Raw genomic sequence first — 24,900 nt, forward strand, 5'->3', positions numbered from 1 at the left:
GGAGATCACCCCCATGGGAACTTTGAGTGGCAAAACACTGGTTGTTGGCGCAGGCGGCGTATCCCACGCAGCCGTGCACAAGATGGCGATGAATTCGGATATTTTCACCGAAATCACTCTGGCTAGCCGGACCAAATCAAAGTGCGACGCCATCGCCGCAGCCGTGAAGGATCGCGTCGGTGTTGATATCGATACCGCCGAGTTGGACGCCTACAAGGTCGAAGACACGGTCAAACTGATCAAGGAAACCGGAGCTGAGCTGCTGGTGAACCTCGCCCTGCCCTACCAGGATCTTGTACTAATGGATGCATGTCTTGAGGCTGGTATCCACTACCTCGACACCGCCAACTACGAGCCCGAGGATGAGGCCAAGTTCGAATATCACTGGCAATGGGCCTATCAGGAACGGTTCAAAGCGGCGGGCCTGACCGCCATCCTCGGCTCGGGCTTCGATCCGGGCGTGACATCCGTCTTCGCCAAATGGCTCAAGAAACACAAGCTGGACACGATCCGTCAGATCGACGTGCTGGATGCCAATGGCGGCTCCAACGATCAGGAGTTCGCTACCAACTTCAACCCCGAGATCAACCTGCGTGAAGTGTTAGCCGAGGTGCGCCATTGGGAAAACGGCCAATGGCAGCAAAGCCTGGCGATGACCCACAAGGTGGAATTCGACTTCCCCGCCATCGGCCCCAAGAACATGTACCTGATGTATCACGAGGAATTGGAGTCGCTTACAACTCACTTCCCCGAGATTGAGCGTGCCCGCTTCTGGATGACCTTTGGCGACGCCTACATCACCCATGCCAAGGTGCTGGAAAATGTCGGCATGACCCGCATCGACCCGGTGATGCATGACGGCAAGGAAATCATCCCGATCCAGTTCCTGAAAACCCTGCTGCCCGATCCCGGTGATCTGGGTGCCGAAACCAAGGGCAAAGCCTGTATCGGCGACATCGCCACAGGTCAGGCCAAGGACGGCTCGGGCGAGAAAACCTATTATATCTACAACATCTGCGACCACGAAGAGTGCTATGCCGAGGTCGGCAGCCAGGCCGTCAGCTACACCACCGGCGTCCCCGCTATGATCGGCGCCGCGCAGGTGCTCAAAGGCAACTGGCGTGATTCAGGCGTGTGGAACATGGAACAGCTCGACCCGGATGACTTCATGGACATGCTCAACACCCATGGCCTACCTTGGCAAATCCACGAACTGGATGGCCCGGTCGAATTCTGACCCTTCCGGGCGGTTACACCAACCGCCCTGCTTCATCTGGCCCAAAATACCTCGGGGGTCCGGGGGCAGAGCCCCCGGCCTCTCCTCCAACGGAGACGCCGACTATGTCCGACATGATGACCACGCAAGCCGGTGATCCGGGCGCGTTTCGCGCCTTAGACCTAAGCCGTGTGCCCAGCCCGTGTTTCGTGGTCGACGAAAAAGCCGTTGAACGGAACCTGCGAATCCTGTCCGACATCGGCACAAGGTCCGGTGCCCATGTCTTCAGCGCACTGAAGGCGTTTTCGATGTTCTCGCTTGCCCCGCTGGTGCGCCAATACCTCGGTGGCACCTGCGCCAGCGGCATCTTTGAGGCCCGTCTCGGCCGCGAAGAATATGGTGGAGAAGTCGCCACCTTCTGCGCTGGCTACAAAGACGCAGACATCGACGAGATCCTATCGCTGTCCGACCACATCATCTTCAACTCTCCCACTCAAAAGGACCGGTTCCTGACCAAAGCACATGCCGGCGGAGTGCAGGTCGGCCTGCGTATCAACCCCGAACATTCCGAAGGCGAGATACCCAAATACGACCCCTGTGCGCCCTGCTCGCGTCTCGGTACGCCGGTCAGTCAACTGACCGCTGAGACCCTGAATGGGGTCGACGGATTGCACATGCATACGCTCTGCGAACAGGGTTTTGAACCTTTGCGGCGCACATGGGAAGCGGTCGAGCCAAAACTCAAACCGTTCTTGGGTCAACTCAAATGGCTGAATTTCGGCGGCGGCCACCATATCACCCGCGACGACTATGATCGCGAGGGGCTGATCGCGTTCATAAAGGACATCCGAGAAAATCATCGCGTCGACGTCTATCTCGAACCTGGCGAGGCGGTGGCGCTGGATGCGGGCATTCTGATCGGAGAAATCCTCGACCTGCCGACCAATGGCATGAACCTCGCGATCACCGATATCTCGGCTACCTGCCATATGCCCGATGTGATCGAAGCCCCTTATCGCCCGGCTCTGATGGATGAGGCCGAGGCAGGCCATACCTACCGCTTGGGCGGGCCCTCGTGCCTGGCGGGCGATGTGATCGGTGACTATACGTGGAACAAACCGCTGCAGATCGGTCAACGCTTTGCCTTCCTCGATCAGGCACATTATTCGATGGTCAAGACCAACACGTTCAACGGCGTGCCCCTGCCCACCATCGCCCTGTGGAACAGCGAAACAGACGCACTGAAAATCATCAAGCAGTTCAACTACGACGACTTCAAAGAGAGACTCTCATGAGCATTTTCCTCGACAGCGAACTGACCGTGTCCGAGCGCACCGAAGGCGCGCGTTTCCGCGTTATACCTGTGCCGCTTGAGCGCACGGTCTCCTACGGGTCTGGCACCGCCAAAGGCCCCGACGCCATCATCGACGCCAGCAATGAACTGGAACGCATCACCGGCCACGCCGAACCCTGCGTCGAGGGCATCTTTACCGAAGCGCCCGTCGATTGCGATGCCTCTTTGTCTGAGATCATGGAACGCATCGCCCAGCGCGCCGAGGCCGCCATCCGCGCTGGTAAAGTGCCGGTTACGCTGGGCGGAGAGCATTCGCTCAGCTATGGCGCGGTGATGGGCGTGGCGCGCGCCCTGAACCAGCCAATCGGCATCGTCCAGATAGACGCCCATGCCGACCTGCGCAACGCCTATCAGGGCGAGAAACACTCCCACGCCTCAGTCATGCATCTGTTGGCCGAAGAAGGTATCCGACTGGCGCAGTTCGGCGTCCGGGCCTTTTCAACCGAAGAGGCCCAAAGTCGTTTGAAAAACCATGTCTTCCATGTCGACGCCGAGGAACTGGTGACTGGCAACATCCATGCTGTCGACCTGCCCGATGACTTTCCGGAACTGATCTACGTCAGCTTTGACGTAGACGGGTTGGACCCGTCGCAAATGCCTGCCACCGGCACGCCTGTGCCCGGTGGGTTGGGATACTATCAGGCGCTACGACTGGTCGAACACGCATTGAAAGGCCGCAGATGCGTCGGGTTCGATGTGGTCGAATTGGCCCCTGACGACAATACGGCTTGGGACTTCACCGCCGCGCAGATCGTCTATCGCCTGATGGCAGCCTGTTAATCCTCAGCCGTTTCGTTCAGTTCCATATGCCCTTCGCCCTTGTTCAACACGCGGCGCAGCATGGGTTCAAAGAATTCTAGCGGCTTCGTCGAATAATTTGGGTCAAACGCTTTCTGATCATACTCATGGCAGAAGTAGCGACAGTCTTCCCAATACGGGCTGTCGCGATACTTGTCGCGGGCATTGCGGTCACCACCCAGATGGTGGTTGTAGTAGTAGCCCTGAAACACGCAGTGATGCTTGAGGATCCAATGAGTTTTCTCGCTGACATAGGGCTTCATCATCGCTGCTGACAGCTCACCGTGATTGTAGGGCGACAAGATATCGCCGGTATCATGGATCAATGCCGCGACTACGAGTTCTTCTTCCGCGCCATCCTCATAAGCCCGAGTCGCCGCTTGCAGACTGTGTTGGTAGCGATTGACCGGATAGGGCGTCGAATCCTCATCTAAGGATCGGATTGCATCGAGAATTCGGTCTGGCAAAGCGGCATTATAAGCCTCTTCATACTCCATGACCGCATCCCAATCAGCCTTGGTGGCCTCTTCAAAACTGGTCCAAGTAGGCTTGTGGCTTTTGTCCAGCATGGCTTGTCCTTTCGGTTATCACCTGACGCGCAGAAAACGAAGTTCCACGCTACCTGTCAAACCCAGCCTGTTGGGTCAGGCAGGCGAGGGTTCGGCCCTTCCGACCGGATCGCGTTTTCGAAACAGCGGTCGGCCTGCGAAAATCAAAAACACACAGGATATGAAAACACCCATAACGGCAGGCAGGTATAGCAACCCCCAAAGCCTTGGGTCATCGATCACCACCGGTGATACAAATCCTCGAACCCCTTCCAGCAAGACCAGAATGGTAAAAGCGCCAAGGATCTGAGGCCATAGTCCGAACCGCGAAAAGCTGCCCAGCATCAGGGTCGAGTACCCGGCCAACGACACGGCAATGCAAATGGCGATCCATGAAAACCGCTGATGCAATTCTTCGACCAATTGTCCGAGAGAGAATTCCTCAATTGCGGCGATGGTTTCGCGATCCTGTATCAACTCGATGGTTGGGATGGCTTCGAGGCTGCGCCGGGCCATTGCTCCGGTGCTGGTCAGTTCTGATATGTCATATGACGCGTCCTCAAACAGGGTGGAGGAAAGAGTTCTTCCCTGCTTATCAAGACGCAGGGCGATGCCGTCGACCATCACCAGATGAATGCCCATGTCGCTATTGACCAGATAGGCCGTTGCGCTGGAATAACTAACGGCATCTTCGGCATCGCGCCGATCCGACACGAACACCTCGTGCAGGGTTCCATCAAGATCGATCCGACCGATATAAACCGTTACACCCTCGGCAGGGTGCAAAAACTCACCTTCGTTCAACAACTGTGCGGTTACATCCCCTGCCACTTCGGCTTGCCGCACTTCCAGCTGCTCGACCGAGGCTGGGCGCAGAAAGACGCTGATAACCGCCATCATCAAGCCAGTCGTCAAGCCAAATAGAAAAACTGCCCGTGCCAGACGCCACGGGCTGGATCCGGTGGCCAACATCACCGTCAACTCGCTTTCCCGACTCAGACGGTTGGTGGCGTAGACAGCGGCTGCAAACACGGCCATAGGCATGACTGTCCTGATTAGCGTGGGCAGGGTCAGGGCCGTGAATTCGAGAAACACCATCGCCGACTGCCCACCGCTGATCACCCTGTCAAACAGGCTGACTGATCTAGTAATCCAGAATACTCCGACCAGAACCAAAGTGAAAAAGCCGAACAGGACCAGTAGTTGTCGCAGGAAGTAGCCATCGAAACGCGACATGTATCCTCACTCAGGTGCATCTAAATTGCGGCGACCATAAGCCATTCGCCGGACAGAGGAAACCGAGATTGACGCTCTGGATTTACACGATCAACGGCGACGTTGCCGCATAGATGCCAAAAAACTATTGAGAATGGCAGGGGCAGCAGGGTTCGAACCCGCGACCTACGGTTTTGGAGACCGTCGCTCTACCAACTGAGCTATACCCCTATCGTGCGCCCCAGATATGACAGCCGCGCGGCGGACTCAAGAGGCTTTTTCAGATTCGGATACACTTCGCGATCGGACAAACAAGTTGCGCATGACGTGCAGTTGGGTAAGACAAGATCCGGTCAGGAAAAGGAACCCCGCGTGAATATCCGCAAAGAGATTGCAGACAGCGAAGCCGTTCTGAACTGGGTCGCACGGCGGATTGCCAGCTATATTCGGTTGGTGCATCGCAACACGCGTTGGCAGCGCATCGGGTACGAAGAACTGGATCAACTAGCCGAACAAGGGGAACCCGTCATCGTGGTGCTGTGGCATCAACGGCTGGCGCAATCGCCTTACTTTTTTCCGCTAGACAAGGGGCGCATCTGTTCGATCACATCGTCGGCACGGGCAGGAAGCATGGTGGGGCGGGTGCAACAATTGTTCGGGATGGACACAATTGCCATGTCCAGCCACAAGCGTCACGTCGCGCTGTCGCGCGAAGTTCTGGGCAAGATGAAACAGGGGATTTCCATTGGAATTGCCGCTGACGGCCCACGCGGACCAGAGCGTGTTCTGTCAACTGTGCCGCTGATCTGGGCTCGCGCATCCGGAAAACGTGTGTTCGGCATTACCTATTCTGCCCGACATGGACGAGAAGCCGGGACATGGGACCGTCTTTTGATGCCTCGCGTGTGGCGTAATGATGGTGTGTTTCTGTGCCGGGAATGGACGGAAACTGTGCCGCGCAAAGCCAGTGAAGAACAGATTGAAGCCCTGAGACTTGATCTGGAACAACACATGAATGACATCACCGCCGAAGCTGACCGGATGGTCGGGCGAGAGCCCTGGTCACCCCAGCCCTAACCGCCCCTGAGGCGCTGCATCAGGTAAACTTCGCTGCCTTCGGGAATGGGTTCTGTCAGACCGCTGGCAATGACACGGCCGTCGATTGCAACAGACACTCCGGCATCAATCGGGCCCTGCAATTGCGGATGGACCCGAACAAGTTCGCGCAACAATTCGCCTGTGGTCGCTGCCTTGACCTCAACCACTTCCAGACCCCCGGTCAGAGACCGGAGGCCGGACCAAAGGTGAACCTCAACCATTGTCCTTAAGCGCCGCCAGAATACGGGGCGGTGACATTGGCAGTTGGCGCATTCTAACACCTGCCGCGTTGGACACCGCATTTGCGATGGCGGCCAGAGGTGGCACGATGCCGGTTTCGCCAACGCCGCGCACACCAAACGGGTGGCCGGGGTTGGGCACTTCGACAATCACCGTGTCGATCATTGGCAGGTCACTGGCCACAGGGATGCGGTAGTCAAGGAAGATCGAGTTCTGCAGACGGCCATCGTCGCCGTAAATGTATTCCTCGTTCAGGGCCCAGCCGATACCCTGCGCGGCACCCCCTTGATACTGGCCTTCCACGTAAGTTGGATGGATCGCTTTGCCGGCGTCCTGAATGACAGTATACCGCGTGATCGCGGTTTTGCCGGTTTCCGGATCCACCTCTGCATCTACAATATGGGTGCCAAAGGAAACGCCTGCGCCTTCGGGCGTCGCTTCGAAATGGCCAGATATAGGGCCACCGGTTGACCCCATATCCGCTGTGATGTCCGCCAAAGGCATCGGGTCAAAATCGCCCGCGTTTGGACCGGAAGGCACTGCGCAACCATTTTCCCATTTCACCGCATCAACCGGGATGCCCCATTTGGCCGCCGCCCGTTCGCACAGCTTGTCGACCGCGTGATGCGCCGCTTTGATCGTCGCAAGACCGCTGGCATAGGTGACGCGAGATCCGTGTGACACGTCGTTGTAACCAAGTGTGGCAGTGTCCGCGATGGTCACCCGTATGTTTTCATAGGGGATGCCCAGAACCTCGGCCGCCATCAGCGCCATCGACGCGCGCGAGCCGCCGATGTCGGGCGTACCCACCATCAACTGGGCTGAGCCGTCTTCGGACAAGGCAAGCGACACCGACGTCTCTCCGCCATGGTTGAACCAGAAACCGCAGGAGACCCCACGCCCCTGCCCCGGTTTCAGCGGGGCCGCGTAATGCGGGTGCGCCTTGGCAGCCTCCAGCGTTTCGACCAGACCGATGCGTTCGTAGCGTGGGCCATAGCTGGCTTTGGTGCCTTCATAAGCTGCGTTTTTCAGGCGTACATCAATTGGATCAAGGCTCAGTTGATTGCACAACTCGTCAATGACGGATTCGACGGCGAAGGCCCCCATCGGCGCGCCCGGCGCGCGATAGGCGGCCTGTTTCGGACGGTTGGCCATCACGTCATACCCAACTTGATGCACATTGGTCAGGTTGTAGGGCGCAAAACCGCACATTGCGGTCATGTCCCCCGGCGCACCGGGGAACGCCCCGCCTTGCAGACGGAAGATGCCCTGCGCACCGGTAATGATGCCGTCTTTCTTCATACCGATCTTGATGTCCATCGACGCCGATGAGGTCGGGCCAGTTGCACGGAACACCTCGGACCGGGTCATCACCACTTTGACCGGGCGGTTGGCCTTGCGACTCAGCGCCAGTGCGACCGGTTCAATAAAGACGGTGGTCTTGCCACCAAAACCGCCGCCAATTTCGGACGCTGTCACGCGCAATTGCGAGGTTTCGATCCCCAGCAATGCCGCACAGGTTTTTTGCGCGATCCAATGGCCTTGCGTGGTGCACCAAAGCTCACCCTTGCCGTCACTGCCCAGCATGCCCAGGCAGGCATGCGGTTCGATATAGCCCTGATGGGTCGCTTCGGTCACAAAGCTGTCTTCGATGACCAGATCAGCCTCGGCAAAGCCAGCTTCGATGTCTCCGTGGCCACTTTCGTGATAGCGTACGATGTTCGGGTGCATACCTTCCGGCACGGAATAATCCGCAGCACCTTCGCGGATCACCGGCGCGTCTGGTGCCATCGCTTGGTCGACATCAGTGACATGCGGCAGCACTTCGTATTCAACCTCGATCAACTTCAGCGCATCGCGCGCCGCAAGTGCCGAGGTAGCCGCCACAGCCGCCACCGCATGGCCGTCATACAGCGCCTTATCGCCTGCCATGACATTTTCAAGGACGTTCCAGAATTCGCCTTCCAGACCTGGCTTGAATGGCACATCGGCAAAATCCGCACGCGTTACAACGGCTTTGACATCCTTATGCGCGTCAGCTTTGGACGTATCGATTTTGATGATCCGCGCGTGGGCGTGGGGCGAGCGCAAGATCGCGCCATGCAGCATGCCCGGTGCGGAAATGTCGGCACCAAACTTGGCGCGGCCCGTAACCTTATCCAACCCGTCCGGACGATCCGGTCGCGTGCCCACAAAGCTGAATTCTGATTTGCGATCGTCGAGTGCCATTACGAAGCCTCCCGCAGGTCAGCAGCCGTATCCATTACGGCGCGAATGATCTTGTCATATCCGGTACAGCGGCAAAGGTTGCCTGCGAGCCAATACCGCGTCTCTTCCTCGGTGGGATTGGGGTTCTTTTCCAGCAGCGACTTGGCAGCAACCAGAATGCCCGGAGTGCAGATGCCGCATTGCAGGGCAGCATATTCGATGAACTTCTTCTGTAGCGGATGCAGAATGTCACCTTCGGCTATGCCTTCAACGGTTTCAATCTGTTTGCCGTCTGCTTCAACGCCCAGCATCAGGCAGGAACACACCAGACGACCGTCAACGGTGACCGAACACGCTCCGCAATCGCCGGTGCCACAGCCTTCTTTGGCGCCGGTCAGGTTCAATTTGTCGCGCAGACAATCCAACAGTGTTTCGCGGGCATCGCAGAGGTATTCTACCGTGTCTCCGTTCACGGTGGTGGATACGTGAAACTTGCTCATACATGTTCTCCCTTTGCGCGGGCATAAGCGATTTTTGCAGCGCGCTTGGCCAGAACGCCGGCAACTTCGGTACGGAATGCGATTGTGCCGCGCTTGTCATTGATCGGGTTACAGGCGGTAGACGCGGCCGTGGCCAGCGCGTCCAATGTATCTTCATCCAGTGTCGTGCCGATGATAGCCTTGGCGCAATCCTCAACCAGCAAAATAGTCGGTGCGACGGCGCCCAATGATACGCGCGCCTCGGTGATGGTATCGCCGTCCAGACGCAGGTTCACACCCACACCGACAACGGCAATGTCCATTTCCGTGCGCGGAATGAACCGCAGATACGCGTCACCGCCATTGTCGCCACGAGCAGGAATATGCACAGCAGAAACCACCTCTCCCTTGGTAAGCGAGGTCTTGCCAGGCCCGGTCGGAATATCAGCGACCGGAACGACGCGATCTCCATCGGGTCCGGTCACCGTAACAGTGACACCCGCCGCGACCATCGCCGGTACGGAATCGGCCGCCGGAGACCCGTTGCACAGATTGCCCGTCAGCGTCGCCCGCCCCTGCACCTGAGTCGAGCCGATCAGATCCATCGCCTCGACCACGCCTGGCCAGTCTTTGCCAAGTTCGGCATGCTCGCTCATCTCGGCGCCGGTGGCAGCGACGCCCAACGTCCAGCTGCCATCAGCATTGCGGGTAATGTCGTGCACACCGTTGATTTTCTTAATGTCGATCAGCGTATCAGGCGTCACCAATTCCGAGCGCAGTTGCACCAAAACATCGGTGCCGCCAGCCAGAAACCGTGTGATGCCCGTCGCATTTGCGGCCAGAGCCGAGGCTTCGGCAAAGCTGGCAGGGCTGTGATAATCCATGAAAATACCTCGCACCTGTTGATCAGGATTCACTGGGGTTCGCAGGGGACGTTAGTGCAGCAACCTGGCCGCGTCCATGGCTGGGGCGACCTATTTTTTCATCGATGAATGTCGTTTCCTGACTACGGCTAAAGATCGATTTCCACAATCCCATCCGGTTCTGCAGCGCGACTCTGGCACAAGATCATCGCGCCTTCGCGTTGCTTTTTGGACAGAACGAAATCGCGGTGATCAACCGCGCCCGAAATCACGCCACATTTACAGACACCGCAAATCCCGTCCGAGCATTTTACATCTATGTGAATGCCGGCCTCGTTCAGCACCTGGGCCGCATCTTTGTCAGCGGGCACCGACATTTCCCGGCCCGAGTTGGTCAGCTTCAGGGTAAACGGGTGATTTTCGTATTCCGGTTGTTCGGGAACCGAGAAATACTCCAGATGCCGCGCCTCTTCCGGAAATCCCTGTGCCTCGGCTGCCTGAATCACGCCGTCCATATAGCGATCTGGACCGCAGGTATAGACGTGCCACCCGTCCTGGTAGCCCGCCAAAATCGCCCGCAGATCGGCGCGGGTTCCTTCATCAGAGAAGTGATAGTGTACACGATCTGCCCACGGGGTCATCGCCAGATCTTGCAGATACGCAGCCACAGAACGGGTGCTCGCAGAATAGTGCAGCTCAAAATCCTTGCCCAGCGCGTGCAAGCGGTGGGCAAAAGCAATCATCGGTGTGATGCCGATCCCGCCGCCCATCAGAAAGGTCTTGCTCGCCGCTTCCTCAAGCTCAAAATGATTGATGGGTTTTGAGATGAAGACCTTGCGGCCTTCGCTAAAAATCCGGTGCAGCAGGGCCGATCCACCACGTCCTTCATCCTCGCGCAGCACACCGATCTGGTAGGACATCCGCTCCGACGGATCCCCGGACATGGAGTACTGGCGCAGAAATTCGGGCGCCACGAGCACATCCAGATGCGCCCCGGCACTCCATTCAGGCAGCGGTGTACCGTCCATGGTTGAGAACTCGTACTTCGAAACATCTGCCGTCATCTTGTCAACTTTTGACAGCTTGACCCGCATCACCGGGGCATCCCCGGAAATCTGATAGCGGTGTACAACAGACATATCACCTGCGGCCTTGCGGGCCTTGTAGTCATCGGCAGAAACCATCGCCTCATAGGCGGCAATCCCGGCCTCGCGGTCCATCGCGAATGGATAGGGCCACGGGTGCGGGGCCAGATAGGCCGGATACACAGCAAGCGTCTGGTCCTCGTATTTCAGGTCCAGGTCTCTTTGCAGATCGCGCCGATTCAAAGGGTGAACCGAGGGACGATAGGCCCCGTCCGACTGCAACTCGATATCCCACCACCACTTCTTGGTGTCGTTCAAGCCACCATTTCCCACGGCATCGTCCAGTTTAGCCAAGGCCGGCGCGGCTTGGGGGATATTCATCGCGGCCCACCGGAACGGGCGTTCCTTGAAGATACCTTCCAGATTCCACGGGCAGGTTTTCATGCACCGCCCGCACATTGATCCTCCGGGCGTGGTGATCCGATAGGTGGCGCATTTCTGGCTGTCGGACTTCCAGATTTCATAGCCGTTGAACATCAGCTTCGGACCGGCCGTGATCGCCCCAGAAGGGCATTCCCGCGCGCATTTATTGCAGCTTTCGCAGAAGGTCTGCAGACCAAAATCGATGGGTTTGTCATGCCCAATCGGCATGTCGGTCGTCACTACACCTGATTTCAGGCGCGGCCCCAGATAAGGGTTGAGAATAACCTCACCGATCCGGCTGACCTCACCCAACCCGGACAACAGCAACAACGGAGGCTGCAAGACCTCGCCATCCATCACCGTATGCGCCTTGGCTTTGTAGCCGAGGTTCCGGATCTGCTGTGCGATCACGCCGCCCAACAGAGAAAACCTCAGATACGCGCGCATGGATTGGGCGACGCTGATCCAGTCATCCCCGCTGGCGCCTTCCATCGTCTCATAGCCCTGATCGATGATCATGCTGACGGCCTGATCATGGGGCGGAACGATTTCTTCCCCAGTGGCGTCATGGGAATACCAGGTCCATTCCGGGCAGCGGCTGAGACCGACGGCATCGACACCCAGAAAATAGCTTGCGGCTTTGATATTCGCAGCGTTGCGTTCAGCGTCGGTGGGTTTTGGACCCTCGGCGCTGTCGCCATCCTGCAACAAGACAAACGCCCCCAAAGCGCGGCGTTGCGCAAAACTGGGCGCGGATTTCCGGACATAGTGCCCGCCTTTGGCCGCATCCTGCAGAGGTTTGCCCATATCGCCGAACTGCGCGCGGGCGAACATGTCGGCCCGCTTGGGGACACGGGCAACATTCTGTTCATCGATATAGGTGGTGGGATCGTCCACACGCTTAAGCTTTTCGAAGGGATGCGCGCCATCGGCATAGCGCCGCTTGGCATATGCGTCTCGGTTCAATGCGTTCTTGGCAAACCCGGCGCCCAGCCACCAGGCCGGTCCTTGCGTGCGAAACCACGGCTGCTGCGACATCGGTTGCAGGGGCCGGTCATGCGCGATCTCCATCTCGGTGGTGACTGCGGCCAGACCGAACCGTTTCCCCAACCAAGGCACAACGACCTCATCATCTTCGACCGAGGCCAACCCGGCCGCCACCGCAAGCTTTCCCAGATCGACCTCAGAAGACATGGCGGTATGTGCCCGCGCATCAAAACCCAGCAAGCGGATGTAATTGGCGATCACAACCGCATTTTCAGTGGCCAACAAACAGCTGCGATGATCCTGCGCGTCCATGATCCAATCCGCGCCTGGTTCGTCCGGTTCCGGGTCGCGGTTGTGCTCGTACAAAAACACGATGGCATGACGGTGGCTATCGATCGGCCCCGGCGTCGCCTCCATGCTGTCCTTCAGGTCGGCCATTATGACGTCGATGCCTGACGCCAGTGTCTTGGTTTGCCGCGTGCGCAAGGCATGGGCCAGCCGGTTGATATCCGGGTTGTGGCGAGGCTCATCCAGCAAAGCTGCGGGTGGCAATGGGGCGCACCCCATCATCGAAGCATCATTGAAATACCCAAATGCTTTCAGATGATTGGCACGCGCCCGCGGGTCAACCGGGATGTCTGCCATAGACGGATTAATCAACCCATTCCGAATCGCGTCCATCATGGCCTGAAACTCACCCATCGCGTTGACGATATTGTCAGGTTGATTGGGCCGATGAAAACTGAGCACCGGCATCGGTTGAGTACCGGACAGGTCGGGCAATTGATCTTGCCGCGCCAACCGCTCCAGCGGGTAGGACCCCATATGCACAGGTCGGTCTTTGTCCGAGAAAAAGCGGATCCCCATCGTGCGCCTCCTGTTCTTTAGGATCACCTACCCCGCCATGGACAGCAAATCCATTCATGAATAATCATAGACGATATGAACAAAACTGATTTCACTGACTTGGACGGAAAAGTCCTGCGCACATTTCTGACAATCCTCGAAGAAAGTTCTGTCTCCAAGGCGGCTGACAGGTTGGGAGTGACACAATCCGCGATCAGCCACACGCTTGGAAAACTCCGGCAGGTTCTAGGTGATCCGCTGTTTGTCCGGTCGGGTCAGGGATTAACTCCGACCGAGCGTGCGCTGTCGTTAAAGGATCCAGTTCAAAGCGTTCTGGACGGAATGCGGGCCCTGACGCAAGAGCGCCCTTTTGACCCGCTGGCAGAAGAGATTGCCATTAGAATCGCGACCAATGATATGCCACGAGAGCTGATATTTCCCGAGTTGCTGCGGGTCAACCGTGCGAAAGGGATGCAGTTGCGACTGGAGTTCATGCCTTCTGGTGTCCCGGACCCCGATCTGCTGCGCAGTGATCGTTGCCAGTTGATGCTGACGCCGTTGCCGCCGGATGGACCTGACATCCTGCAAAAGCGATTGCTTACCAGCCCGCTGATGGTGTTCTACGATAGCGCCAAGCGGGTGCCGCCGGACAGCTGGCAGTCTTACTGTCAATGCGACCATGTCGAAGTTCAGTTTCCGGACGGGCGTAACGCACGTGCTGTGATGCGCGGTGTGGATCAAAGCCAGATCCGAGCGCCAATTGTCACCCTGCCTCATTTCAATGCGATACCGTCCTTCGTGAAAAACAGCACGCTGATTTCGACCGACACCGCACTGATGAAGAAAGGCCCGCTCGCGTCGCTGGATGCTGCGCCGCTGCCGTTTGAATGCGATCCGGTTTCGATTTACATGATCTGGCATCAGCGCTCGGCCAACGACCCGGCGCATCAGTGGCTGCGCGCCCAGATCGAAGACATCATTGCAACCCTTTAGACTTGCGAGACCAACCAATCTCGCATCTTGGCCACCAAATCGGGTTGGCGCGGCTTTTGAGGCGTTACGACGTAGAAACTGAGGTCATCGACCAACACCTGATTCAGCGGGCAGACCAACCGTCCCAGCGTAATCTCGGACGCCACAAGGGCCGCATTTGCAAGCGCAAGACCCTGTCCCGATACAGCTGCATCAATCGCCAAACTGGTTTGACTGAAATTCATCATCCGTGGTTTGCCCTGCAGCCCTGCACGTTCAAGAAACAGCGGCCAGAGACCGTGAGAATCGCTGAGCAGCACCTGCCGGGTCAGATCGGAGGCATTTGTCACTCGTTGCGCCAATTCTGGGGAACATACGACTATAAACTCGGTAGAAAAAAGTGGCACTGCTTGCATTTCTTTGCCCAACGGTTTGCGGCTTTGACGGACAGCAATATCAACACCATCCCTGTTGAAATCGGCAAGTTTCTCGCGCGCATCAACCTGAACCTGAATATCAGGGTGCCGTTCTGTGAAATCATTCAGCCGCGGCACCAACCACTTGGACGCAAAACTGGGCGTGACCGATATTGTTACTTGCCCATAGGGTGAAAATTCATCAACCGCGCCTTCGATCAATCGAAAGGCACGACGCAAGGGCGAGTGAAAACGCCGCCCGGCCTCGGTCAAGTTCAACCCACGTGGCAGGCGGTCGAATAGCTGCTCGCCCAGCCGCGCTTCAAGTCCGCGCACCTGTTGTGCAACCGCCCCTTGGGTAACGCCAAGCTCTTCTGCAGCAAGGCGAAAGTTCAGATGTCGGGCCGAAGCTTCGAACGCGCGCAGGGCATTGAGTGGAGGAAGGGCTTGCATGGTACCACACTGTAGATTTTCTACAGCATTAGGGCAGAAGAACTGATTGGTCAAATCTGTCCACAAGGCCCATGCTGCAGCCAGACAAGAAATGGAGCGAAATGATGACAGACAAAGTGGCCCTGATTACAGCAGGCGGCAGCGGCATGGGGGCAGACGCTGCACGGCGGTTGGCAGCTGACGGATTCAAAGTGGGCATTCTGTCTTCCTCGGGCAAAGGCGAGGCACTTGCACGTGAGCTGGGCGGCGTGGGTGTGACAGGATCGAACCAATCCAATGATGATCTGCAAAAGCTGGTGGATACGACCATGGCGCATTGGGGACGGGTCGACGTGCTGGTCAACTCGGCAGGTCACGGGCCGCGCGCAGGCGTTTTGGAGCTGACGGATGAGGATTGGCATCAAGGCATGGACGTCTACTTCCTGAATGCAGTCCGCCCAACCCGTCTGGTGACGCCGATCATGAAGGCACAGGGTGGCGGCGCGATCATCAACATCTCGACCTTTGCGGCGTTCGAACCGGACCCTGTGTTCCCGACGTCGGGCGTGTTTCGCGCCGGGTTGGCCGCATTCACCAAGCTGTTTTCGGACAAGTATGCCGCCGAGAATATCCGGATGAACAACGTGCTGCCTGGCTTCATCGATAGCTTGCCCGAGAAAGAAGAGTTCCGGTCGCGCATCCCCATGGGGCGCTATGGGCGCAGCTATGATGAGATCGCTTCGGTCATTTCTATGCTGGCGTCCGAAGGCGGCGGTTACATCACCGGGCAAAACATCCGCGTGGATGGTGGTATCACCCGGTCTGTTTAAGCCATCAGGTTCGCGCCTTGATAAAATGCGTCAGTGCCGCGCCTGTTTCGAAATAGGCGCGGCGCAAACCTGTCCAGCTTTCGCGATGTTCTGGAACCACAGGCACCGGCAGGCAGGACGATCATCTTTCAGCAAGCTTTCCGCCATCAGCCGCCCGAACACCGTTCCGGGTCCGATGCCGCGCCCGGAAAACCCGTGCACCGACAATGCATTTGGTCCAATCTGGGTGATCTTTGGAAGGTGGTCCGACGTAATGGCAATGCGCCCATGCCACCCTTGCTCCAAAGGCTGGTCCGACAATTGAGGATAAAGCGCAGCCAGTTTCCGTTTGGCCCAGGCAGAATGCGCCCCACGCCCCGCGTTGCGCAGATCACCCATACCCCCAATGATCATGCGCCCATCCTGATCTAACCGGAATGAGGTCATGATTAAACCGGTGTCCCAACATCCCTCGCCCTGTGGTAGGAAGCTTGCGCGCAGACTATGCGACAGGGGCGCAGTGGCATATTGAAAGTAGTAAACCGGTACATAGGCGGGTGCCGTGTCCTTTAACCTCTGATGATAGGCGTTTGTGGCCTGAATGATCGATCTGGCCTGAACCGTGCCGCCGGGCATAGTCAGAACCCAGCACCCATTCCGATACTGAATGGTCTGAACCGGGCTTTGCGTGAATAAAAGCGCTCCTGCTTCTGATGCGGCCCGGGCCAGACCGACCACATAGGACAGGGGCAGAATTGTCCCGGCGCGCGGGTCGAACAGCGCACCGTGAAACGTTGTGCTGCCAGTTCGGGCAAGCGCAGCTTCGGCCGATAAAAGCTCTACCGGCGCCCGCAGTGCTGAGTTGTGCGTGCCGGGTTTGAATGTCGCGAAAGCCGGTCGCGGAATGTGCACAATGCAGGGTCCCGTTTTGGACAGGTTCGCACGCGATCTCGTGCACATCGATCAACGCAAAAACATCCGAAGGTGCTTTGGCCAGCAAATCGATCAAGCGATCCCCAACGTCTTGCCCCAGATACGATCGAATCTCGTCAGGGGGCAGCCAAAGCTCTGCATTCACCAGCCCGACATTGCGACCCGATCCACCATACCCGATGTCATGCGCCTCGAGCAGGCAGACAGATGCCCCTTCCTTTGCCGCCGTAAGCGCAGCCGAGCAGCCCGTATAGCCGCCGCCAATGGCAGCCAGATCGACCGTCAGGTCGGCTGACAAGTGCGCCGTCTTCAATGCTGCTCTGCAAGTGTCGCGCCACAACGCGTGTTCGTGGGTGTTGACTGTGAACCTCGGTGCATTTTCGGCGGGATCACTAGCCCGCTTCTATGCCGTCGCAAGAAACCTTTGATCGTCGCGGCCCATGGCGATCACAACGGGTGAAGCCTCTTGTTCTGCGAGAAAGGCAGATTTATTCGCCATACCCCGCCACTCGGCCTGAACCAGCGATTGCGCCGCCGCGCCACTCAGCGTTGCCCCAGGGCCGGTCACGATAAACAAGTCCGGCGCGAACTCGCGCGCAGCCGTTTGCACAGCGCGGGTGAAATCGTAGGCCTCGGTCACCTGATGGCCCAGGGTGTAATCCCACAACGCCGCGGTATCGCTTGCGCCCGGCCACCAGATCTTGCCGCGCCCGTCAATCAGGGGGTGCTTTGGTTGTTCGAACAGATCTGCGCCCAACCGCGCCCGACCTTCTGCTGCAACGGGTGCCTGCAGTCGGGTGTGAAACGCGGCGTGGTTCGGCAAACGCATTGGAAAGCGTTCCTGAACCGAAGGTTGGGACGCTTCAAAGGCCGCCAATCCGGTCTCGTTCCCTGCCAAGACCAACATCCCACCCAGATCAATCGACAGCGCCAGATCATGATGGTCCAGTGCATCAATACGTACGACATCTTCAATCAGGGCAGTTTTTCGATCCGGATCATTGGCCCAACTGTCATCCGTAAAGGGATAGACCAGTTGGCCGCCGATCAGATGCTCCTGCATCAAGGTCCCCATGATGTTGACGACGCGAAACCCGTTCTCATCACTCAATGCGCCAGCGGCGGCGAGCGCGATGTACCAACCCATGGAATTACCTGTAACCGCCACAACCTCGATATCGTCGGCGAGTGATTGCGCATCAGCCAGCGAAGCCGCGTAGATCAAAGGCGAGGCCACGTCGCCACGCGAGTATTTGCCAACCGTAAAGCGCTTGGCGCCGTCCAATGCAGTAACCACTTCTTGACCGGCCTCAGCCCGAATGGCATCAAACTTTTGGAACATTGGCAAGCGTTCGGCATGGTGCCGGTGCAGATAGCCCAGTTCAGGTTTGTTGTAGGTGCCCCGACCGGGGCAGATCACAACGGCTGTGCGGGTCATGTCTTGGCTCCGGTCAGTGCGATGGCCGCCGAAACGATATCGTCTCTCGATGGCAGAGGTGCGGCATAGGCCGGGCCGGTGGCGATGAAACTGTCTTCGGCCACGACGCGCGCGACAGATTTGCGCGCATCTTCTTCACAGAAAAACGTCATCAAAGCCTCAGATTGACTGCCAGTATGGCGGCATTCATCAACGATCAGAACGTGTTTACAGGCTTCCGTCGCCTGTCTCAGCGCGTCGACCGGCAGCGGGGCCAACCAACGCATATCGATGATCCGAGTGTTTAGTCCAGCGGCGTGCAACTGTTGCAGCGCCTGTTGCGACAGGTAGTGCCCATTGCCATAGGTCACGATGGCCAGATCTGTGCCGTCGTCGTGTACCCCGACCTCGCCCAACGCGACCCGTTGATCGGGTGATGGGTAGGTTGTCATCCAGCCACTATCCTGCGTCCGGTGCAAATCCCGCATGGGGTAGAGCGCGATGGGCTCAAGAAACACTACCACCCGCTGTTCTTCCCGGGCCAGTCGGACACATTCGCGCAACATCTGCGCCGCGTCTGATCCGGTCGAGGGGCAGGCAATGATCACGCCGGGAATATCACGCAGGACGGCCAGTGAGTTGTCGTTGTGGAAATGGCCCCCAAAACCCTTTTGGTATCCCAACCCGGCGATCCGTAGAACCATTGGGTTGGTAAACTGCCCGTTCGAAAAGAACGGCAGGGTCGCAGCTTCGCCCCGGATCTGATCTTCGGCATTGTGCAAATAGGCCAGAAACTGGATTTCGGGGATCGGAATGAAACCGTTATGCGCCATACCGATTGCCAAACCCAGGATAGACTGTTCGTCCAGCAGCGTGTCGACCACCCGGTCCGGCCCGAACCGCTGCTGCAACTTTTGCGTTACGCCGTAGACCCCGCCTTTGCGACCAACGTCCTCGCCCATGCAGACGATCTCGCCGTGTTCCAGCATTAGATCGGTGAGCGCCCAGTTGATCAGGCGACTCATGGGTTGGGGATCATCCATCGCACGCAAATCTGCACCAAACGCCATGGCGCGGGCCTCGGCGCTGTGTCCATTGGTGGGTGCGCAATCGCGTTTTGGCGGAACGAGACTGGCCATGACCTCTTGCGCCGTAGTCAGGTGTGGGCGGGTCGCGGCCTCGGCTGCTATGCGATCAGTGCGGGCGCAGGTTTGTTCGTAGATCTTCAGCGCCTGATCTGGGGACAGGGCAGCTGCCTGATCCAGAAGGCGCACGGAATGCAAAAGCGGATCATTGGCCTCATCTGCCTCAACCTCGGACTTTCGCAGGTAAGTAGTAGGAACGTCTGCCCCGGCATGGCCATAAAGGCGCACAGTCTTCAGATGCAGGAACGCAGGTTTGCGGCGCGTGCGCACATAGTCGGCAGCCTGCCTCGCAATCGCGTAAGTTTCGTAGAGATCGAGACCATCGGCCCGAAAATACTTGATTCCCGGCCGATGCTCCATCGACGCCTGAATCCAACCCTTCGGTGTTTTGACCGAAATGCCAATGCCATTGTCTTCGCACACAAAGAGCAAAGGCAAAGGGGTAGATTGCACACTGGTCCAACCAGCTGTGTTGATCGCGCCCTGCGCTGTCGAATGGTTGGCAGAAGCGTCGCCAAAGGAACACATCGCAATTCCATCTTCGGGCAATTCCCGATGCTCGGGATCATGACGCCGCGCTGCACCCAGCGAATAGGCCGCACCAACTGCCTTTGGCAGGTGGCTGGCGATGGTCGAGGTCTGTGGCGGGATGTATAGCGCCTTGGATCCCAACACCTTGTGACGACCTCCGGATGTCGGGTCCTCCTTGGAACAAGCAAAGCTGAGCAGCATATCCCAGGCGATCTGCTGTCCCGGCACCTGTTCGGCCCGTGCGATCTGAAAGGCCGCATCGCGATAATGCAAAAACGCGATATCTGTCGGACGCAAAGCATGGGCAACCGCCGCCATGCCTTCATGCCCCGACGACCCAATCGTATAAAACCCCTGCCCGGCCTTTTGCATCGCTCGACTGGTACGGTCTAACGCACGGCTGAGCACCTGCGAGCGGAACAGCGAAACCGCGTCTGTCGCGCTCAAACCCGCCTGAGGCGGCGCGCCGTCGGGCAGATCGCCCTTGGCAACCCGAGACAGGAAATTCTCATGAACAATCTGAGCGCGGTCCATGCTTTGGCCTTTTCAGTCTAAGTGGGGCGACCCCGGTTTTCGATGCGCCGGCTGGGAAACCCCCAACAAATCACACAATTCCTGTATCTCGCTGGCCCCGGTAAAACTCCAGTGATATTCAGACGCAAAGGTATGAGGATTTATCATATGATCGCGCCCCGCCGCTTTCTACCATCAATTTCGTCGCTGCTGGCATTAGAGGCTGTGGACCGTCTCGGCAGCGCCTCGGCAGCGGCCGAGGAGTTGTCGCTGACCCAAAGCGCCATTAGTCGGCAACTCAAGGCGATGGAAGAACAGCTGGGGGTCGAGTTGATCCAGCGCACCCAGATGCGGCTGAACCTCACCCCTGCCGCCAAAGACTATGTTCAGACAGCGCGGGCATCCTTGCACCAACTGGCGCAGGCATCCCTTAAGCTAAAGGCAAACCCGACCGGCGGATCGCTACACCTGTCGATCCTTCCCGCCTTTGGTATGCACTGGCTGGCCCCAAAGCTTCAGGACTTCGCCCGCCGCCACCCGGAAGTGACAGTAAACCTGAACACGCGCCTGCGGCGGTTCGATTTCGACACCGAGCCCTTTGACGCCGCTTTCCATTTTGGCCAACAAAACTGGAGCGGGGTGAACTACATGCAGATCATGCATGAAGAGGTCTTGCCGGTTTGCGCCCCGACGTTGCTACCGGAACGCGCAGAAAGCATCGACTGGCTGACCAATGCCCCCCTGCTGCACATCGAAACACGACCCGACGGTTGGGAACGGTGGTTCACCGCGCAAGGTCATCCGATCAAGGGATTGCAGGGCATGGTGTTCGATCAGTTTTCTACCATGATTCAAGCAACTATTCATGGTTTAGGCGTCGGGCTGTTTCCCAGCTATCTAGTGGCCGAAGACCTGAAGAATGGCCGCCTCGCGCAGGCCTGGGACGGGCCCGAGGTTAGCCTGGGCGATTATTATCTGGTCTGGCCAAAGGGAAAGGCCGAGTCAGAGCCATTGAAATCCTTCCGCAAGTGGCTGCAAACGCAACTTGACCAGGCACCTAAACATAGCTGACAGGCAGAAGACCGCCCTTTCGCCGCTACACGTCCAGAGATCGCGCGATCAGCTCTTTCATGACTTCGTTGGTGCCGCCATAGATCATCTGTACCCGCGCATCCGCATACAAGCGGGCAATCGGGTACTCCATCATGAACCCATAGCCACCAAATAACTGCAGACATTCGTGCATGACTTCATTCTGCACCTCCGAGCCCCAGTATTTGACCATTGATGCGGTGGCGGCATCCAACTCGCCTGCCTCAAGCTTGCCGATGCAATCATTGACAAAGCTGCGCAGCACTTCGGCCTTGGTCTTGCATTCAGCCAGCTTGAACCGCGTGTTCTGGAAATCCATGACACGCTGACCGAATGCTTTTCTCTCCTGAACGTATTTCACCGTCTCAGCGATGGCAAAGTCGATTGCGCCCAGCGCCATCAGGCCAATGGTCAAACGCTCCCAAGGCAGTTGCTTCATCAACTGATAGAACCCCTGACCTTCTTCGGGTCCTAAAAGGTTGGTCATGGGAACCTTGACGTCTTCAAAGAACAGCTCGGCGGTGTCGTTGCCCTTCATTCCAAGTTTTTTGAGGTTGCGCCCGCGGCGAAAACCATCGGCCCCGTCGGTTTCCACGGCAACCAGCGATACGCCTTTGGCCCCGAGGGATTTGTCTGTTTTGGCCGCAATGATTATCAGGTCCGCAGTCTGTCCATTGGTAATGAAGATCTTGGATCCGTTGATACGATAGGAATTCCCATCCTTCTCAGCTGTCGTCCGAACGGCTTGCACATCTGACCCTGTACCGGGTTCGGTCATCGCAAGTGCGCCAACCATCTCGCCCGAGGCCAGCTTGGGCAGCCATTTCTGTTTTTGATCTTCGCTGCCATAGGCGGTGATGTAATGGGTGACAATGGATTGGATACCGTACCCCCACCCTGCATCCCCACGCGCGGCCTGTTCGTAGATGGTGACTGAATCGAATCCCATTCCGCCACCGACACCGCCGTATTCCTCGGCGATCGCCCCCGCCATCAGGCCGGTGTCGCCTGCTTTTTTCCAGAACTCACGATCAACGACGCCGTTGGCGGCCCAGGTCTCGACATTTGGGCTAAGCTCATCATCCATGAATCTGCCTGCCATTTCAGCAAACATCCGGTGTTCGTCAGTGACCCATGCGGCGGTGGAGGAAAACAGCGACATCTCAAACTCTCCGATCAGTGGTTACAGAAAGGCTATATTTTGCGAAGCCCTCTGCCAATCCGTGTGACGCCGCGTCGCAAACCGACGCAACGCAACGTTCGCAGCTGCCTACGTCGGGACTTTCACATTACGCAAAACCGGAAAATTCAGGCGATCAGCCCTGCGCAATCTCGAGCAGTTGTTGCGCGGCCTCTTTTGCATCTTTGGCGGGGCTGGTGTTCTTCAAAAGTACAGCAGACACGATTGCGCCCTCTTGCAACAAGACGATCTGACTGGCCAGCTTTGCCGGATCGTCTACCCCAGCGTCGCGCGCCAATCGGGTGAAATGCTCCAACAGCAGGCGCTTGTGTTCAGCAGCTTGCACATGAATCGGGTGGTCGGCATCCTGATACTCGGCCCCCGCTTTGATGAACATGCATCCGCGAAAGCCGTCTTCCTCGAACCATTCTCTCAGCGCATCAAAGCTGGCGATCAGTTGTTCAGCAGGTGTATCCGCCACCTCTTCGATCCGACGCAGCAGCCAGTTGCGAAAGCTCTCATCCCGCAGTCGCAGAGCCGCCAGGATCAGGTCTTCCTTGGTGCGGAAATGCTTGTACATGGAGGTTTTGGACACACCAGTTTCCACTACAAGCTTGTCCATGCCGGTGGCGTGAAACCCGTCTCTGTAAAAGACCTGCAGGGCCTTTCTGACCAGCTCATCCCTCTTGTTTGGGCGCATGATTCGGCTCCTATATGTACCGATCTGTACATATATAATCGAACCATCGGGCGCAACATCACGATATTTAATACATTTTATCAATGCAGTACGTCACGGATGCTAATGCACTTTCGCACCTTGCCTGTTTTTTGCGTGAAAAAGGTTACCGATCTGTACATTTTCAATATAGTTTACCGATCTGTACACCTTAGGATCTGCCCAATGAAACGCCATGCCAGCCCGTTTTCCGCGCAATACGTCCCACTCATGTTGACACTTGCCCTTATTGCCGCCGCACTGACTTGAAAGACTAAAAAATGGGCCGACCCCCTCTACCACCCTTCACTCAGGAAACCGCCACTCAAAAGGTTCGGATGGCGGAAAACGCATGGAACAGCCGAGATGCGGATATTGTAACGCCAGCGTACACAGACGACAGCCAATGGCGGAACCGGGCTGAGTTCCTGTCGGGCCATACTGACATACATGCTTTTTTGACCCGCAAATGGCACAAAGAGCTGGACTACCGGCTAATCAAAGAGCTTTGGGCTTTTTCAGGCCACCGTATCGCTGTCCGCTATGCCTATGAATGGCATGATGACAGCGGACAATGGTTCCGTTCTTATGGAAATGAAAACTGGGCGTTTGCTGCAGATGGAAGAATGTCGCATCGCCACGCTTCGCTGAATGACCTTCCCATATCAGAAGATCAGCGGTTGTTTCACTGGCCGCTCGGCCAACGCCCCGATGATCACCCCGGGTTGTCCGATCTTGGACTTTAAGAGGATTTGTGATGCCACGTGCCTTTTCTGAACTGACCTTCACCCCCACCGTTCGCGCCCATCAGGAACGAATGGGGTCAGCAAAAAACTACGCAAAATTCATCGAAAGCGGACCGCAGCAGGGACATCTGATCGGAGACGCAGAAAAGGCGTTCATCGAGGCACGGGATGGGTTCTATCAATCCACGGTGTCCGAAACCGGGTGGCCCTATGTGCAGTATCGCGGTGGCCCCACCGGGTTCCTGAAAGTGTTGGGGCCGCAATCCATCGGCTACGCGGATTTCTCGGGCAACAAACAATATATCTCGCGCGGGAACTTGGACGGCAATGACCGTATTGCGCTGATCCTGATGGATTATGCCAATCAGCGCCGCCTCAAAATCCTCGGTCGGGTTGAATTCACCGAAGGCAAAGATGCGGCGGCCAGCCTGTATCCAGATGGGTCCGAGGCCCCCGCAGAGCGTGCCGTCATAATTCGCGTTGAGGCACTGGACTGGAACTGCCCTCGCCACATCACGCCCCGGTTTACCGAGGCTGAGCTGCGCCCGCATTTGAACACGCTGGGGCGGCAGCTGGCCGAGCTAAAGGCAGAAAACGAGCGATTGAAACAGGAAGTCGCCAATTCAGGTTGAGGTC

The 24,900-nt window shown here is 57.5% G+C and carries 21 protein-coding genes, 1 tRNA gene and 1 pseudogene; 9 read left to right on the forward strand and 14 right to left on the reverse strand.

What is annotated here, in order from left to right; translation table 11 throughout:
* Positions 1-13 precede the first annotated feature (13 nt).
* The 3 genes from Q1B13_RS00460 (at position 14) to speB (ending at position 3,350) form a co-directional block, all read left to right on the forward strand.
* Entirely contained in the window at positions 14-1,237 is a 1,224-nt protein-coding gene (locus Q1B13_RS00460; RefSeq protein WP_299076881.1) for a saccharopine dehydrogenase family protein, read from the forward strand.
* A gap of 104 nt (positions 1,238-1,341) precedes the next feature.
* Positions 1,342-2,511: a carboxynorspermidine decarboxylase gene (gene nspC / locus Q1B13_RS00465; RefSeq protein WP_299076884.1), complete on the forward strand. Its 1,170-nt coding sequence runs from the start codon at positions 1,342-1,344 to the stop codon at positions 2,509-2,511.
* Positions 2,508-3,350 carry an agmatinase gene (speB, locus tag Q1B13_RS00470; protein ID WP_299076887.1) on the forward strand — a complete coding sequence of 281 codons (843 nt, stop codon included), beginning with the start codon at positions 2,508-2,510 and terminating at the stop codon, positions 3,348-3,350. Before nspC ends, speB begins: the two co-directional genes overlap by 4 nt.
* On the opposite strand, the gene Q1B13_RS00475 is transcribed toward speB, so the two are convergent.
* The 3 genes from Q1B13_RS00475 to Q1B13_RS00485 all read right to left on the reverse strand — a co-directional run bounded on the left by Q1B13_RS00475 (position 3,347) and on the right by Q1B13_RS00485 (position 5,362).
* Entirely contained in the window at positions 3,347-3,937 is a 591-nt protein-coding gene (locus Q1B13_RS00475) for an HD domain-containing protein (protein WP_298933517.1), read from the reverse strand. The genes speB and Q1B13_RS00475 overlap by 4 nt on opposite strands.
* 75 nt (positions 3,938-4,012) lie before the next feature.
* Positions 4,013-5,152: an LPS export ABC transporter permease LptF gene (gene lptF, locus Q1B13_RS00480; protein WP_298933519.1), complete on the reverse strand. Its 1,140-nt coding sequence runs from the start codon at positions 5,150-5,152 to the stop codon at positions 4,013-4,015.
* Positions 5,153-5,286: 134 nt separating this feature from the next.
* Positions 5,287-5,362: transfer RNA gene (locus Q1B13_RS00485), tRNA-Trp, on the reverse strand.
* A gap of 102 nt (positions 5,363-5,464) precedes the next feature.
* Between Q1B13_RS00485 and Q1B13_RS00490 the strand changes: the two genes are divergently transcribed.
* On the forward strand, positions 5,465-6,208 hold the full coding sequence (locus tag Q1B13_RS00490; protein ID WP_299076890.1) for a DUF374 domain-containing protein: 744 nt from the start codon (positions 5,465-5,467) through the stop codon (positions 6,206-6,208).
* On the opposite strand, the gene Q1B13_RS00495 is transcribed toward Q1B13_RS00490, so the two are convergent.
* The 5 genes from Q1B13_RS00495 to Q1B13_RS00515 all read right to left on the reverse strand — a co-directional run bounded on the left by Q1B13_RS00495 (position 6,205) and on the right by Q1B13_RS00515 (position 13,381).
* Complete coding sequence (locus tag Q1B13_RS00495; RefSeq protein WP_120631929.1) at positions 6,205-6,450, reverse strand: MoaD/ThiS family protein; 246 nt, start codon at positions 6,448-6,450, stop codon at positions 6,205-6,207. The genes Q1B13_RS00490 and Q1B13_RS00495 overlap by 4 nt on opposite strands.
* A complete protein-coding gene (locus Q1B13_RS00500; protein ID WP_299076893.1) occupies positions 6,443-8,698 on the reverse strand; it encodes a xanthine dehydrogenase family protein molybdopterin-binding subunit in 2,256 nt (751 codons plus the stop codon). The genes Q1B13_RS00495 and Q1B13_RS00500 overlap by 8 nt, the downstream gene beginning before the upstream one ends.
* Complete coding sequence (locus tag Q1B13_RS00505) at positions 8,698-9,177, reverse strand: (2Fe-2S)-binding protein (RefSeq protein ID WP_299076896.1); 480 nt, start codon at positions 9,175-9,177, stop codon at positions 8,698-8,700. Before Q1B13_RS00505 ends, Q1B13_RS00500 begins: the two co-directional genes overlap by 1 nt.
* Positions 9,174-10,040: a xanthine dehydrogenase family protein subunit M gene (locus Q1B13_RS00510; RefSeq protein WP_299076899.1), complete on the reverse strand. Its 867-nt coding sequence runs from the start codon at positions 10,038-10,040 to the stop codon at positions 9,174-9,176. Before Q1B13_RS00510 ends, Q1B13_RS00505 begins: the two co-directional genes overlap by 4 nt.
* Before the next feature lie 128 nt (positions 10,041-10,168).
* Entirely contained in the window at positions 10,169-13,381 is a 3,213-nt protein-coding gene (locus Q1B13_RS00515; protein ID WP_299076902.1) for a reductive dehalogenase, read from the reverse strand.
* A gap of 75 nt (positions 13,382-13,456) precedes the next feature.
* On the opposite strand from Q1B13_RS00515, the gene Q1B13_RS00520 reads away from it, so the two are divergent.
* Complete coding sequence (locus tag Q1B13_RS00520; RefSeq protein ID WP_299076907.1) at positions 13,457-14,353, forward strand: LysR family transcriptional regulator; 897 nt, start codon at positions 13,457-13,459, stop codon at positions 14,351-14,353.
* Here Q1B13_RS00520 and Q1B13_RS00525 read toward each other — a convergent pair.
* Positions 14,350-15,201, reverse strand: coding sequence for a LysR substrate-binding domain-containing protein (locus Q1B13_RS00525; RefSeq protein ID WP_299076910.1), 852 nt, complete (start codon positions 15,199-15,201; stop codon positions 14,350-14,352). The genes Q1B13_RS00520 and Q1B13_RS00525 overlap by 4 nt on opposite strands.
* A 101-nt stretch (positions 15,202-15,302) precedes the next feature.
* Here Q1B13_RS00525 and Q1B13_RS00530 point away from each other — a divergent pair, with 101 nt between their 5' ends.
* Positions 15,303-16,010 carry an SDR family oxidoreductase gene (locus Q1B13_RS00530; RefSeq protein ID WP_299076913.1) on the forward strand — a complete coding sequence of 236 codons (708 nt, stop codon included), beginning with the start codon at positions 15,303-15,305 and terminating at the stop codon, positions 16,008-16,010.
* 30 nt (positions 16,011-16,040) lie between these two features.
* Here the strand turns inward: Q1B13_RS00530 and Q1B13_RS00535 are convergent.
* The 3 genes and pseudogenes from Q1B13_RS00535 to Q1B13_RS00545 form a co-directional block, all read right to left on the reverse strand.
* A pseudogene (locus Q1B13_RS00535) lies at positions 16,041-17,262 on the reverse strand (NAD(P)/FAD-dependent oxidoreductase).
* A 63-nt stretch (positions 17,263-17,325) separates the two neighbouring features.
* Entirely contained in the window at positions 17,326-18,360 is a 1,035-nt protein-coding gene (locus Q1B13_RS00540) for an ACP S-malonyltransferase (RefSeq protein ID WP_299076916.1), read from the reverse strand.
* Positions 18,357-20,549 (reverse strand): thiamine pyrophosphate-dependent enzyme, encoded by a 2,193-nt coding sequence (locus Q1B13_RS00545; protein ID WP_299076918.1) that lies wholly within the window; start codon positions 20,547-20,549, stop codon positions 18,357-18,359. Before Q1B13_RS00545 ends, Q1B13_RS00540 begins: the two co-directional genes overlap by 4 nt.
* Before the next feature lie 147 nt (positions 20,550-20,696).
* Between Q1B13_RS00545 and Q1B13_RS00550 the strand changes: the two genes are divergently transcribed.
* Positions 20,697-21,599 carry a LysR substrate-binding domain-containing protein gene (locus Q1B13_RS00550; protein ID WP_299076921.1) on the forward strand — a complete coding sequence of 301 codons (903 nt, stop codon included), beginning with the start codon at positions 20,697-20,699 and terminating at the stop codon, positions 21,597-21,599.
* 25 nt (positions 21,600-21,624) lie between these two features.
* Here Q1B13_RS00550 and Q1B13_RS00555 read toward each other — a convergent pair whose 3' ends face one another.
* Positions 21,625-22,782, reverse strand: coding sequence for an acyl-CoA dehydrogenase family protein (locus tag Q1B13_RS00555; protein ID WP_299076924.1), 1,158 nt, complete (start codon positions 22,780-22,782; stop codon positions 21,625-21,627).
* Between the two features lie 154 nt (positions 22,783-22,936).
* Complete coding sequence (locus tag Q1B13_RS00560; RefSeq protein ID WP_299076927.1) at positions 22,937-23,500, reverse strand: TetR/AcrR family transcriptional regulator; 564 nt, start codon at positions 23,498-23,500, stop codon at positions 22,937-22,939.
* A gap of 299 nt (positions 23,501-23,799) precedes the next feature.
* On the opposite strand from Q1B13_RS00560, the gene Q1B13_RS00565 reads away from it, so the two are divergent.
* Both Q1B13_RS00565 and Q1B13_RS00570 read left to right on the forward strand, forming a co-directional pair.
* On the forward strand, positions 23,800-24,264 hold the full coding sequence (locus Q1B13_RS00565) for a nuclear transport factor 2 family protein (RefSeq protein WP_299076930.1): 465 nt from the start codon (positions 23,800-23,802) through the stop codon (positions 24,262-24,264).
* Positions 24,265-24,275: 11 nt separating this feature from the next.
* On the forward strand, positions 24,276-24,896 hold the full coding sequence (locus Q1B13_RS00570; RefSeq protein WP_299076933.1) for a pyridoxamine 5'-phosphate oxidase family protein: 621 nt from the start codon (positions 24,276-24,278) through the stop codon (positions 24,894-24,896).
* Positions 24,897-24,900 lie beyond the last annotated feature (4 nt).

Source organism: uncultured Ruegeria sp. (assembly GCF_947489545.1).
In the GTDB taxonomy this organism is placed as follows: Bacteria; Pseudomonadota; Alphaproteobacteria; order Rhodobacterales; family Rhodobacteraceae; genus Ruegeria.